The following is a 13,785-nucleotide window of genomic DNA, read 5'->3' on the forward strand; positions in this document are numbered from 1 at the left end:
AAATTTTCACTTGGATCTTATTATTAAACTTCTTAGGAATCCGCTATTGGTAATCGGACTTCAAATATAGTGCGTATTAAATCACTTGCGGCGGATATTGTCCCATTGTGTTGCTCTACAATATTCTTCGCAATGAATAAACCGAGACCTGTACTATTTTCTTGATGAGTTCGTGCTTTGTCACCAGTATAAAGCATATCAAAAATATGAGGCAGTTCATCTGGAGGAATGGCATCCCCATAATTGATAACTTGAATAACCACTTCCTCTGAATCAATAAAACCGTTGATATCCACATACTGCCCCTCATACCCATAGCGATTTGCATTAACCAGAAGATTTTCAAACACACGTGCCAATAACTCTCCATCACCCATAATAGATAAAGGGGAAGTGATATTCATTCTTGCTATCAAATCATTTTTCTCAAAGACAGGGTACAACTCTTCTTTCAATTGAACAAGTAGCTCACTTAAATCGATTTGTTTTTTTTCAACTGGTAACATCCCATAATTCATCCTAGTTATTTCGAATAATTCATCAATTAACCTTTCCAAGCGTTGAGATTTGGTAAAGGCAATCGTTAAATAATGCCTGATCTGATTTTCAGTCAAATTATCATCCTTAAGGATTAAATCTAAATAACCTAACACAGAGGTAAGAGGTGTGCGCAAGTCATGAGCCAAATTAACTACTAACTGCTCTTTACTACTCTCCGAAAAGTCACCCCTTTCTATGGCTTGTTCCAATTTTTCACTTGCCAGATTAATGCCTTGTGCAATATCACTAAATTCATCATTTGACAATATTTGAACTCGATGCTTAAAGTCACCCTGAGCGAGATAATGAATTCCTTTTGAAATCTCATTGAAATAGGCAGAATAGGGTTTTGTAAGTAAAAAGAAGAATAATATCGAAAGCGTGATAAATACAAGCAAAAAGACGTTAAGGTCTCCAATATTTTGTATGATTTTGCGAAAATAAGCTAGTGTATCTCCATAATTAACATTTGTATAATAATACAATTGGAGTACTTTAAAGAGGAAATATGTTATGACGCTAGACAACAACATGCTTAAGCCTAACAATATGATCATTTTTGAACGAAAGCCTCGCAGAATATTACCCATTGAATTTATAACCTACCCCCCATACAGTTTTTATCAATTTGTTTTTTCGTTTATCCTCTTCAAGTTTTTTCCGCAAAGTGCGAATATGAACCATTACGGTATTCCCACCTTCATAGTATGCATCCCCCCATACCTTCTGAAAAATATCTTCTGCATTATAGACTTTATTTGGATTACTGGCTAATAAATATAAAATTTTAAACTCTTTCGGTGTTAACTCAATATTCTTACCATATAGAGTAACTGTACGTTGTTCAGAAGAAATCGTTAATCCTCCAAATTCCAAGTTTATATCCTGTTTGTATTTAGGTTGATTCAATTTCATAAAGCGCCGCAGCTGTGCATTTACCCGAGCTACCAATTCAATGGGTATAAATGGTTTCGTCATATAATCGTCTGCTCCAATCACGAGTCCCTGCACTTTATCAAAATCAGACGTTTTAGCGCTCAAAAAAATAATTGGCATATTATGTTTTTCGCGAATACGACGGGTAACTTCATATCCATCCATTTTCGGCATCATAATATCCAAAATCAGTAAATCAATTGGTTGGCTCTGGATAACATCAATGGTTTCTTGCCCATCCGATACCTTAATGACACGATACCCTTCTTTCTCTAAATGTATAGCAACCAAATCAGCAATCTCAACATCATCATCAGCTATTAAAATTTTTATATTTTCCATGTATTCCACCCCTAGAAAAAGTTATCATTAATCGTCAATAAGTGTTGCGAAGTTGTATCGTAAAAAATCGGCTGTTTTTGCCGAGTTCAATTATCACTTGTTTATTCCACAAGCTGCCCGATTATTGAATATAAGTCTTTGTAGCTCGTAACGCAATACCCCAAGTTTAGTATCCGGCTACCTGTTCAGAAAAAAAAGGCTACGAATTCTTAAATAAAAGAGGGAGTATCAATTTCACGAAAGGACCCAAAACGGGGTGATCCATCATTAACAAATTTGTTAAAAAACGTAACATCACCCATTAAGGTGGAAATGTTACAGCTTTAATATCCAAGATTAAAGTGAATCTAAGATTCTAACCCTCTTTCTCTTTTCCTTCAAATATTACTTATACACCTTTACCTATCTTTAGCATTTGCATAGATGGTACTACTCGGGACACCTGTCATTTTCACAATATCATTAACACCGATTTTATTTTCTTCTCGATTACCAAAGAGATCCAATGCACGTTCTAAGTTTTTCCTTGGTTGACCTGTTCTTTCCATATGTTTCCCTTGTCCTTCTGCTGTTCTTTCGATCATTAATTCCCTTTCAAACTCAACAATTTCTCCTAGCATTGTGAACATTAACTTCCCTGATGGAGTTGAGAAATCTATTTGCTCTAAGAAAACAAGGCCGATGCCGTTATCCTCTAATTGGCTAGCAACGTTATGTAGTTCTATGACTGAGCGAGCAAGTCTATCTATTTTAGTTATAATTAGCTTATCTCCTTCTCGCAAATACTCTAATGCTCCATGAAGAGCTATTCGATTTGATTTTGCATCAGATTGATTTTCCTTAGCCATATCCCTGAAGTGATTCAATTTGATTTTCAAGTATTTGTCCAACTGTTGAAACTACCCAATTAAGGCCTTTTAAAGCACCTCTGTCTAAAAGACTAATATGTTAAATCATATACTAACTTTAAGACACTTTACATAAACATTTAGATTAACCATTAATTGTGAAATCCGCGTTATATAAAAGTTAATATACTCTTAGACAGTTGTTCAAAATTTAATTGCATTTTCTATTGACTAAACGTTCATTCAATAATAAAATAAATCTGAAAATTCAGTGATTAAAAAGGAGGGGTTGCATTGGATTTACATTTCGAGGTTAATGGCAAGGGTCTTCCTGTTGTTCTTATTCATGGTGGCGGGGTTGATTTGAGGCAATGGACATTTTTAGCATCTCTTTTAACTAAAAATTACAAAGTGATCGTTTTTGATGGCCGTGGTGCCGGAAAATCCCCATCCCCCATAAAACATGCAAACTATGTAGAGGATGTTTTGGCACTAATGGATTACCTGGAACTTAATCAGGCAACGATTATAGGTCATTCCTTGGGCGGACAGATTGCCACTGATTTAGCCCTTAATTATCCAGAAAGGGTATCGAAACTTGTATTAATTGCTCCTTCTTTAACTGGTTTTCCCTATTCAAAGGAGTTTGAAAAATATCATAACAAGATATTGGAAAGTGCCCCCAATATAGATAAGATGTTAGAGCTTGCCCTTCATTCACCAACATACCAAGTTGTTATCGATAGTCCGCACAAAGATCTCACTGTCCAAATGCTCAGGCATCATTTCGGGCGCATGCTTAAGTGGCCCGCTGATTTCTGCATGATATGGCCGCGGCCGCCGGCAATGGAACGATTAGAAGAATTGAACACCGAAACTTTATTTTTTATCGGCAAAAAGGACTTGGCAGATAATTTCCGGGTTGCCGATTGTTTCCAAAAGGTTCCAAACATCCGTTTCATCGAAATAGAGGATGCCGATCATATGCTGCCCCTCACCCATTCTGAAATTTTATATCAAGAATTCACTGCTTTTATGGAGGATTGAAGATAAAATGCCACGTACACCCGAAGAGAATGACCGTATTCGCCAAGCATCCAAAGAAAAAATTCGCGCTGCAGCCATGGAGTTATTTATAAAACAAGGCTATTACGCTACTTCCATAAGCGATATAGCCAAGCATGCGGGCATTTCGAAAGGGTTACTCTATAACTATTATAAAGGAAAAGAAGAACTGCTTTCTGAAATGGTCGAGGCCAGAATCAAGGAGGTGGCGGAAGTCATGGAAGAAGCTTTCACCTTAAATACACCTCGTGAACAGCTAGAACATATAATCAATGGTGCCATAGATAATATCCACCAAAAGCCAGAAGTCCATCGGTTCTATCTACACCTTCAAACTCAGCCAGAATCAGATGAAGAGTTGATAAAATACAGTCATCTCATAATTGAAGAAAATGCTAGACAATTTGAGTTTCAATGTAAAATATTTGAAAGTATGGGTGAAACGGAACCAAGGAAACGATCGTTATATTTTTCATCTGTGCTACAAGGAATTATGTTGATGATATCCACCTATCAACAGGGATTTCCGATAGAAGAAATAAAGAACCAGATTATAAGCGAGTTTTGTAACTAATCTTGAATGAAGATTTAAAGAGGAACTTCTACAGCTAAAATGGAGAAAAAAGAGAATCGTCATTGACGGTCTCTTTTATGGGAAGAACTATTATTGATACATTCATCTCGAACATGGATCAAGCCGACATATTAGCGAAAGCCTTAATATTTCTCCCCCTATCACTCATCGTCTGCTGACTACTTTGAAAATGGACATTATCAGCACCAGTTTTCGGAGCTAAAGGAAAAGTCATTGGAGCTATCTCCATTTCCGGGCCTTTCTTTCGCTGGCATGAGGAATCGATGGCACAACATATCTCTTTATTGTTAAAAACTGCTGAAAGTATTTCAATTTCCCTGCATTAAATTATTTCAAAATATCACAGAAAAAAATCTCTTCAGAAACCTAACTGAAGAGATTTTTTTCGTGACGACCCGCTTTAACCCAAAACGATAAATGAAGACGATAACTCTGCCCATCTATTCTACTAACAGAATACCGTCGGCAATCGGGCGTTCACCTGCTGTATCAGATGGTCTTGTGACTCGGTCATCCCCAACTGTCATGGTCGTCGATCCGCCGCCGTCAAGATTGATGGCATCGACTGCCCCTAATGACTTCATGACTTTCGCACTTTCTTCAAAATTAGCCCCCACGCTCCATCCGGGTGCGCGTCCATCAATGGTGACAAATAATAGATTGCCATTCTCTTTGATTCCTGCAAGCGTTCTTGGATTACGACGTTCCCCAAAACGATAATAAAAGCCTGGATCTTCTTCCCAGTGAAAGCCTTCCTCTACTGCATTAATGGAAATTTCTCCGTTTTTCATTAATCGAGGACCTCCATTAATCATACTTGTGGTTTGGTCTAATTTTAATTGCCTTCCATCCCCGATGATTTTACTTTTCACTTGAATCTTCATTCCTTGTCGGGCATGGTCACGAAGCCACTCTGCCGCCTCCCCCGTTCCCGCAAGAACGGAACCACTGCTTGGAATGTCTCCCCCACGCTTGTTACGGATTTCCGCCACTACCCCGGCATGATTTACTACCACTTCCATACCGTCGCCCGATTCTGTCTTTTCTCCAAATACGGACGTATATTGGATAAGTTCACTTCCATCTTTACAAGTAAAATCATGTTTTGCCAGTTCTGTTGTCGTATCTCCTCCGACACCGCCACAATTGCGGATTAATCCTGGCTTCCGATTCAATCCATCCACTTCCCTAACCGCCCCATCAGATGAAGTAGCCTGAATTGACGTGGACACAGATGCAATATTTGCCTTCCCTTCAGCAGAAGATAAAATCAGAGCTGAACGTCCATTTATAGCTTCACTGACAAGTTGACCTTTGCTTGCGAATATACCGGCAAGATCGCCTGGTGTTCCATCCTTCTCTCCCATAACAAAGTATCCTGCATTAACTCCTGCAATAGCATCATTTCTATCAGCGATTTGGGTCAATGTTTCTTTTCCTGTCACTGCATCATTTGCTAATTCAGGCACCATATGCCCATTAAATCGATCCTGATCCACTTCAAGGACGTTCACTACCCATGGTCCTGTTGTTTTCTCTCCGTCTTCACCCGTATACACGGTCCGAAGTCCCGAATATCCCTTTTCAGATAACTTGTTTTTCATTTCGGCTGCATCCGCTTCCAGCTGATATTGACCGATGCGAACAATGTACCCAAGCGGTCCCTTTTTCCGGTCATCCACGGCCCGATCCGATTCTTTTATGATATGAGCCCTGTTGAAACCGTCTTTCTTTAAATTTCCCAACAATTCCTTTGCCTGCTTTTGTGTTTCAACAAATGCCACATCCACTGTGTAAAAGTCTTTAGAAGATGTTTCACCACGATTGATTTTGGTATACTTCACTCCTGGTGCTAGATTCATGGAAGTTCTTTTCTCCTGCAAATTTGGGGTTCCAAGCGGAAGCAAATGATTTTTCGTTTGCACTTGTGATTGAACATTCAATTTTGCTTGAACTGGAGTTTCGGGAATGGCATTTACAAACATCACAGATGCCAGACTAATAGAGGCGATAGGCAAAATTGGCTTTTTCCATATTTTTTTCATTTTTTCCTCCAATAAAGTTATGTCTTCCTTTAACTTTATTGGAGGAATGTGATGGAAAATTAAAAAAACTATTATATTTCAGTCAATTTTAAGTGAACAAAAATGAGCATAAATACTCGATAAATATTACAATTCAGATCTGTGAATGGATAAATTTGAGTATTTTGTCTTTGTATACAGTTATTCAAAAGTTTTGCTGGATAATCGTGAATAATATAAGATATGTGTGGGGTTATCTCCTAGGAGGTGAAATTTATGGAAACAGTAAAAAAGAACTTGTTGTTAATACCAATCATCTTGTCGGTTATCAATGTTATTTGCCTTGCTTCATTCCTTATTGGACTTAGTGTTATGAACCACCCAATTTCAAGCATATTAACTGATCTTGGCTTGTTATGCCCATTGATCGCAATTTCATCATTCTTCTATTTATTGATTAAAGTCAAAAAGCATTCCGCATTAAAGTACTTTCATTTCGTAAATGCGGTTACATTTCTTGTCCCCATATGTATTCTTACGTTTCTTATACTTCGATTCCTAAACGATTGGGATATTTACTTTTAAAATGACTGCTATTTTTTCATTCATATAAAAAAAGCCCTCATAGGGCTTTTTTTGCTAAGCCACTTTTAAGCAATATAGTTCTATTCCATTTCAAATATCATCCAAATAGTTTTGCAAAGGTATTTTCACCTGCGATGCCGTCTGCAGATAATCCATTGGCCCTTTGAAAAGCCTTCACAGCTATTTCCGTTCCGCTTCCAAAGATACCATCCATGCCATGTGGATTATGTCCTTCCAAATAAAGTGCAGCTTGAAGGATATAGGTGATATTCCCTTCCGCCCCTTCCCTAACATTAGGTGAAGCCGCTTTTGTTTGGGGCCCCCATATTCCATCAACCTTAATCTTTGCACCATATTGTTTATTCAATTCGGTTTGAAAACCCCTGATCAGCGCTTTTTTAGTATTGGGACCATAATATCCATCAACATCTATTTTTGTTCTATATCTGCTATTTAATGTCCTCTGAATGGACTTGATAGTTTGGTTGCCGCTGTCCTTTGCTGGTGTTTCTTTTACAATGACTTCGGATTCGACTTGTGTAGGTGGTGGAGTGGTTCCATTCACTTTTGATATCAGTCTAGGCTTTGTTCCCGCATTTAACTGAGAATAAGTCAGTCCGCCCGTCATATCCAAGTGCGGATAATCTTTAAAGCTTGACCAATCCCCGCCCCATGCAAAGCCCAAGGATTTACCAATAGCCGCTACACGTCTCCATTTTGCATCAACTGTCCATATGCCATTCTTTCCATCATCGCTGACTATGACATAATCAATGGCTAGTCCATAGTTATGATAAGATTGACCTGGCATCGCGTTGGTCACTCTCGGCTTCGATAAATCACTATAGTTTTTACCATCGTATATATAACCTAGGCGACCTTGACCATATAGCTTTGCTTGCTCTTCCATAGACCGATAACCTGCGCTGATTTGCACGAAAATGCCTTCTTTGTATGCCCGTTTAACCATTTCCAAAGCTGATTCTTTTACGACTGGATGAATTCCGCTGCCCATATTCTTTTCTGAACGATCCAATAAAGTTTCTAATTTAACTGTCAATTCAATCACCTCCTAATATGTTATGGTGCTAATTAGGAAATGCTTGTACAGCTACCTTGACGTTCCAAAAAAATCGCCCTTTTTATGTGGATCTAGTAAGCTTCATCCTTCTTAAATAAAAAAAGCACAACCCCTAATGGAATTGTGCTTTTTTATATTGGCTGTTTTCGCATACTTTGTTGCTATTTACGAAGTAGTGCAGTGTGGTTGATTTCCCCTCCAGGTGCTCGCTTTCCGCGGGGCGGGCGGTGAGCCTCCTCGGCGTAAACGCCTGTGGGGTCTCACCTATCCCGCTGCTCCCGCAGGAGTCTCGCACTTCCGCTCCAATCAACCTAAAATGGTTTCGTTTTAAAAACAACAATCTTTACGAAAAGGGCCTTTATATTAAAGTGGCTTATTCTGATCTTCCTTATCTTTTCCAATGACTTTTATCAATTCATCCAGCTTTTCATTTCTTTCTTGATCTAATCTTGTCTTTGCATTGATGAATTTTATGATCTTAATAATGAAATAAACACTTAAAACAATAAGTCCCAAATAAAACAAAATCGGTATGATTGCAAAAAGCCCTATTAAACTGCTTGCATGGTCCATGAATAATCCCTCCCAAATGTAAAATATAGTATTATTATACAGGAAAAACAAAGAAGGCGTCCGATAACGATTTATTATTACAATAATTATTTTGCGAAAAAAAACTGAAGCTAGTTATTAATAGCTCCAATTAGGGATCAGATAGGGTAAAAGAATATTCAAGGATTTGGGTCAGAAAAAGGGAGATGTTTAAGTTACCCATACAAAAACCCTTTATCTATTAAAATATAATATCATGACCATATATTTCTTAGCGATCTAATCAAAAAATCCCTCGTATTTCTTTTATACATGACCCCTTTTTATAATAAGGCTTTCCATATTATCAAGGAACGTTGTCGACCTTTTCCAGGTATAAGAGGTTCCTGTATACGAAAGACCGAGAGTTTCCAAAGTCTTGAAACTCCGCCAAGTGTATACCACTCTCCTCATTCCTGTTCAAGCTCAGACAATTTTCAGCTAAAGTGTAATTCTTTAATTCGAATAAGGTTAGTGTTACCATATAGTAAGTATATCTTCTAAATGAAGGAGCCAATCATGAATCCCAATATTTTATTGCGTAATAATGTAAAGATTAGAGGAAGAGGTACACGACCAATGATATTTGCACCAGGTTTTGGTTGTGATCAAAATGTCTGGCAATCAGTTGCAAAAGATTTCGAAGATGAATACCATATTATTCTATTTGACTATGTTGGGTCAGGTAATTCAGATATACAGGCATATAATGTGGAAAGATACAGTACTCTTGATGGGTATGCACAAGACGTACTTGATGTTTGTTCGGCATTAGACCTAAAAGATGCTATATTTGTTGGACACTCTGTTGGATGTGTGATTGGGATGCTGGCATCCATTAAACATCCTGAATATTTTTCTAAACTTGTCCTGGTTGGTCCTTCCCCTTGCTACCTTAATCTCCCAAATGATTATTACGGGGGATTCGAGAAAGAACAACTTTTAGGATTGATTGATATGATGGACAAAAATTACATAGGCTGGGCAACCGCTTTTGCGGGAACGGTCATGAGTAATCCAGATCGCCCAGAGCTTAAACGGGATTTAGAGAATCGTTTTTGTTCTACGGATCCCATTATCGCACGACAATTTGCGGAGGTTACCTTTTTTGCAGACAACCGTAAAGATTTAGCAAAAGTAAAAGTACCATCACTCATTTTGCAATGTTCCAAAGATGTTATTGCTCCGTCAGCAGTAGGTGAATATATTCATAAGCATCTTCCCGATAGTACATTGAAAGTGATGAAAGCAACAGGACACTGTCCACATATGAGTCATCCTGAAGAGACGATATTCTTAATTCGACAGTTTTTGGATAAATTTCCGACAAACGATTTATAGATAGAGATGGGTGTGAATTTTTGTGAATGAACAACTGAATGAGGCACCCTGCGGATATTTAACTTTATCAGAAGAAGATGATATTTTATCCGTTAATCAAACCTTACTTAAATTATTGGGGTATAATCTCGATCAATTGCAAGGGCAGCCTATTAATTATATCCTTTCGGCTTCAGCTATACTCTTTCATCAGCTTTATCTGGTTCCTCTGATTAAATTAGAAAATCAGATTGATGAAATATATATATCCTTAAAGTCTGTAGATGATGAAGAAATACCTGTGTTACTCAACGCTGTTCAAAGAGAGCGAGATGGAAGAACCATTATTGAGTGTGTGGTGATTCCAATGCGAAAAAGAAACGAATTAGAAAATGAGCTTCTTATAGCGAAAAAAGAGGCAGAGACCGCACTAAATGCTAGGAATAAGGCTTATGCTGATTTAGAGATTGCTCATGAAACGATGAAAATGCAAAAGAATAAGCTGATTGAATTGAACGAAAAAAATGAAAAATTCAAAGTGGATACAGAAAGAGAGCTGGGTCTTGCAAAAAAGATACAGGAGACACTATTACCAGTTCCTATTATTAATGAACATCTTGAAATTCAAGCGTATTATAAAGGCTCCAATCAATTATCGGGTGATATATATGGTTTTTACCAAATTGACGCCCAACGGTATGGCCTTATCCTACTTGATGTGATGGGGCATGGGCTTTCTTCTGCCCTAATAACCATGTCACTACATTCCATATTTGAAAGATTAATTTTAAAAGGTTCGGAAGTGAAAACGGTGATGAAGGAATTAGATGACCATCTTCATTCTTTATTCAAAAACACAAGTAAATCATCTCATTACTGCACTGCCGTCTACCTTTTAATCGATACTGATAAGAGAGAAATTAATTATATCAATGCAGGCCATCCATCCGTTCTTTTACAGGAAATAAACGGAAAACAATATGAGTTGCGTTCTAATCGGCCACCACTCGGGATGTTTGAAGATATACTTTTTAAAACAAATACCGTTACATACAATAAGGAAAGTATGCTGTGTCTTTATACAGATGGAGTTGAAGAACCTATAGGTTCAGACCGTTTATGCTCATTGTTAAAGACCTATTCCGCTGCCCCTTTATCTGCACTTAAGGAGGAAGTTATACAATCGCTTAGATATGAAGAGGACACTCTCCAACGTAAAGATGACCAATGTCTTATTTTAGTTAAACTAAAATAAAACATTGGGGTTGTGCCATCTGCTACATAACTAATCCAAGTTACTGTTCAATTTCTTGGGAGTTCGTATAGTGGATACTATGTTCGAAACGCCCTTCTATTTAGGGATTAACTTTAGTTCAATGAACTTTTATTTTCTATATCCCATGCTTAAAAACACTCAGCCATAATGGTTGAGTGTTTTTTTCATCTTTATATATTTCAGCGCTATTCCACTAATATATATCACGCATGTCCAAATAAAAAAGGCAGCCACTAGGCCTGCCTCTGTTGAACAACTTATGTCCAGTCATTCATTTAGTGATTAATGAAAACGGCGCTTGTTTTTTTTGCATTTGCACTTACATTTACAACGCTTTCCAGGAAACCATACTGTACTTGGGTCATTGTTCTCAAAACATTTTATTCTTTTTGGGTTTTTAGGAATCTCAACAGGGCCAGTTTCTGATTGATATGTAATTGTTTCTGATTTTGTCTTGGAATCATTATTTTCGTTCGCTTTCTCGTTGTTCCCACAGGCACTAAGGATAAGCACGAACAAGAGCAGGAAGGGTATGAATAGCTTTTTCATTTTGATTTTCTCCATACTGATATAGTGTAGGTTAAAAATATACCAAAAAATGCCTAATTAATAATGATATTCATTTTCAATGACTACATCAACATATTAATAGGAATGATAATCATTGTCAATAACTTTCGCCAGATTGCTAAACTCCGTGAACTAAACCGTCACCCCTCCTAGTCTTTTGTTTTTCTTCGTAAACCAAGTCTAGTAGTTAAAGGTGGATAGCACATTCAACGGATGCCGCATCCTTAGAAGTGGGATAAAATAGCTCGGTTCGTGTCATCATTTTCCGCCTGCTTCGTTAAATACTTGATATTGAAGTTTTTTCGATTAACTCTTATTAAAATAATGACAAGTAGTTGTTTACATAACTATATTATGGTTTAATCGTTGAGAAATCATATATGTTTGAACGAAAATAATGTGCGAAAATCGTTTATTCCTGGCCATAAAACTTGGGGAGATTTCAGTTTGCTTCCACATACTTTGGAAATTGTCCAGAATCATGGAAGATGAATTGATTTGCATTCAGTCTAAACTTTTAGCAACTTGTCCACACCTTCCATCAGTCCATGCATATACAATAGTAAGGAGGGTGTTAGGATGGAGATAAACTGTTGTTATGAAGCTCTCTCCAATGGACCTAATGTATTGGCTTTGGAAGGTAATATTGTTGGAATAGATCAATGGACTAATATGAATCCCCTTTTTCAAGATAGACTTAAGGGTGTGGAAGTCGTTTCAGAAGATGACCTGGAGAAAATCATTGAACTGGAACCGGATTTAATCATAGCGGGATCCGAGATGAAAAATATCGGAAAGCTAAATGAAATTGCGCCGACTGTTGTATTCACTTGGGGGAAATTAGATTATTTATCACAGCAAATAGAGATTGGAAAACTTTTAAACAAAGAAAAGGAAGCAAAAGAATGGGTAAATGATTTCGAAACGCGTGCAGAAACAAGTGGAAAAGCGATACGTGCAAAAATTGGTGAAGATGCAACCGTTTCTGTCATTGAAAATGATGCTAAAGAGTTTTATGTATTTGGAAATAATTATGCACGCGGAACAGAAATATTGTATCAAGCAATGGACTTGAAAATGCCTGAAAAAGTAAAAGAAAAGGCACTTAAATCCGGCATTTATGTCCTCTCATCTGAAGTGCTTCCTGAATATACTGGAGATTATATTATCTTTAGTAAAAACCCGGACGTAGTTAATTCATTTGTGGAGACCGAAACGTGGAAAAATATACCTGCAGTTAAGAACGATCGTATATTTGAAATAAATAGTAAAGCATCCACTTACAGTGATCCAATCACTCTAGAGCACCTTCTGGAATTTTTCGAAAAATCATTTCTTAACAAATAGTATGCAAAGAAGGAATTCTTTAAATGAGAATTCCTTCTTTTATGTGTTTTATACTTGTATCTTCGAAAAAACAAAAAGCACTTTTGCCTAAAAGGCAATCAAGTGCTAAATCCAACTGATATTCATATCAAATGATAAGACCTAAACTTTACCGTTAAGGTCATACAAAAAAACAAGCTTTTCTTATCCTCCACTAGTCTATCTTGAGGTATTCTTCTAAAATACTCTTATCATATTCAGTTTCAGGTAAAAGACCCAAACGAGTATATTCCCAAATAACCCTTCTTTCGTGATCATCTGCATCTGATAAATCTTCATAATCATAGTCAACCTTAAATTTTCCTGTACTTTCTAAAGTAAAAGTTAAATTGGTCCATTGTTCTTGATTATTATTTTTAAATTCATCTGATAATAATTTTAATTCATCTAATAATTGATACCATAATTTATCATATTCTTCTTCGTTTAAACTATATATTTCAGGTATATCATGACTATAAATAGGCAATTCACTATTAGGATTATAATAAAAAAAGAAAGCCATACCGGTACCGTCAGCAATTTCACCGTACATTAATACCTTTGACCATTCCTCTGGTATAGTTTCATTAATAGTTTGAGCTATTTGTTGATAAATACTATTAAGTTTAATTTCATTCATACTT

13 protein-coding genes and 1 pseudogene are annotated in these 13,785 nt (G+C 36.9%); 7 read left to right on the plus strand and 7 right to left on the minus strand.

What is annotated here, in order from left to right; all coding sequences use genetic code 11:
• Positions 1–32 precede the first annotated feature (32 nt).
• The 3 genes from vanS to AC3WLU_RS01100 all read right to left on the minus strand — a co-directional run bounded on the left by vanS (position 33) and on the right by AC3WLU_RS01100 (position 2,696).
• A complete protein-coding gene (vanS, locus tag AC3WLU_RS01090) occupies positions 33–1,130 on the minus strand; it encodes a vancomycin resistance histidine kinase VanS (RefSeq protein WP_492596620.1) in 1,098 nt (365 codons plus the stop codon).
• Complete coding sequence (gene vanR / locus AC3WLU_RS01095; RefSeq protein WP_492596621.1) at positions 1,123–1,818, minus strand: vancomycin resistance response regulator transcription factor, VanR-F/VanR-M family; 696 nt, start codon at positions 1,816–1,818, stop codon at positions 1,123–1,125. Before vanR ends, vanS begins: the two co-directional genes overlap by 8 nt.
• 398 nt (positions 1,819–2,216) lie before the next feature.
• Positions 2,217–2,696, minus strand: a complete 480-nt coding sequence (locus AC3WLU_RS01100; RefSeq protein WP_492596622.1) for a recombinase family protein — start codon at positions 2,694–2,696, stop codon at positions 2,217–2,219.
• A 264-nt stretch (positions 2,697–2,960) separates the two neighbouring features.
• Between AC3WLU_RS01100 and AC3WLU_RS01105 the strand changes: the two genes are divergently transcribed.
• From AC3WLU_RS01105 to AC3WLU_RS01115, 3 genes and pseudogenes are all read left to right on the plus strand, one after another.
• A complete protein-coding gene (locus AC3WLU_RS01105) occupies positions 2,961–3,713 on the plus strand; it encodes an alpha/beta fold hydrolase (RefSeq protein ID WP_492596623.1) in 753 nt (250 codons plus the stop codon).
• Between the two features lie 7 nt (positions 3,714–3,720).
• Positions 3,721–4,305: a TetR/AcrR family transcriptional regulator gene (locus AC3WLU_RS01110; protein WP_492596624.1), complete on the plus strand. Its 585-nt coding sequence runs from the start codon at positions 3,721–3,723 to the stop codon at positions 4,303–4,305.
• Positions 4,306–4,514: 209 nt separating this feature from the next.
• Positions 4,515–4,652, plus strand: a pseudogene (locus tag AC3WLU_RS01115) (IclR family transcriptional regulator domain-containing protein); the annotation flags it as partial.
• A gap of 114 nt (positions 4,653–4,766) precedes the next feature.
• On the opposite strand, the gene AC3WLU_RS01120 reads toward AC3WLU_RS01115, so the two are convergent.
• Positions 4,767–6,371, minus strand: coding sequence for a phosphodiester glycosidase family protein (locus AC3WLU_RS01120; RefSeq protein ID WP_492596625.1), 1,605 nt, complete (start codon positions 6,369–6,371; stop codon positions 4,767–4,769).
• Between the two features lie 255 nt (positions 6,372–6,626).
• Here AC3WLU_RS01120 and AC3WLU_RS01125 point away from each other — a divergent pair, with 255 nt between their 5' ends.
• Positions 6,627–6,935, plus strand: coding sequence for a hypothetical protein (locus AC3WLU_RS01125; RefSeq protein ID WP_413002901.1), 309 nt, complete (start codon positions 6,627–6,629; stop codon positions 6,933–6,935).
• A 97-nt stretch (positions 6,936–7,032) separates the two neighbouring features.
• On the opposite strand, the gene AC3WLU_RS01130 is transcribed toward AC3WLU_RS01125, so the two are convergent.
• Together AC3WLU_RS01130 and AC3WLU_RS01135 are read right to left on the minus strand one after the other, a co-directional pair.
• Positions 7,033–7,995, minus strand: coding sequence for a peptidoglycan-binding protein (locus AC3WLU_RS01130; protein WP_492596626.1), 963 nt, complete (start codon positions 7,993–7,995; stop codon positions 7,033–7,035).
• Positions 7,996–8,379: 384 nt separating this feature from the next.
• Positions 8,380–8,589, minus strand: coding sequence for a hypothetical protein (locus AC3WLU_RS01135; protein WP_063576313.1), 210 nt, complete (start codon positions 8,587–8,589; stop codon positions 8,380–8,382).
• Positions 8,590–9,126: 537 nt separating this feature from the next.
• On the opposite strand from AC3WLU_RS01135, the gene AC3WLU_RS01140 reads away from it, so the two are divergent.
• The 3 genes from AC3WLU_RS01140 (at position 9,127) to AC3WLU_RS01150 (ending at position 13,120) form a co-directional block, all read left to right on the plus strand.
• Complete coding sequence (locus AC3WLU_RS01140) at positions 9,127–9,948, plus strand: alpha/beta fold hydrolase (RefSeq protein ID WP_492596627.1); 822 nt, start codon at positions 9,127–9,129, stop codon at positions 9,946–9,948.
• 22 nt (positions 9,949–9,970) lie between these two features.
• Positions 9,971–11,182: a SpoIIE family protein phosphatase gene (locus tag AC3WLU_RS01145; protein ID WP_413002896.1), complete on the plus strand. Its 1,212-nt coding sequence runs from the start codon at positions 9,971–9,973 to the stop codon at positions 11,180–11,182.
• Positions 11,183–12,352: 1,170 nt separating this feature from the next.
• Complete coding sequence (locus tag AC3WLU_RS01150) at positions 12,353–13,120, plus strand: ABC transporter substrate-binding protein (RefSeq protein ID WP_492596628.1); 768 nt, start codon at positions 12,353–12,355, stop codon at positions 13,118–13,120.
• A 193-nt stretch (positions 13,121–13,313) separates the two neighbouring features.
• On the opposite strand, the gene AC3WLU_RS01155 is transcribed toward AC3WLU_RS01150, so the two are convergent.
• On the minus strand, positions 13,314–13,781 hold the full coding sequence (locus AC3WLU_RS01155) for an antitoxin YezG family protein (RefSeq protein ID WP_492596629.1): 468 nt from the start codon (positions 13,779–13,781) through the stop codon (positions 13,314–13,316).
• Positions 13,782–13,785 lie beyond the last annotated feature (4 nt).

The sequence above is a fragment of the Peribacillus sp. FW305-BF15 genome (assembly GCF_058783805.1).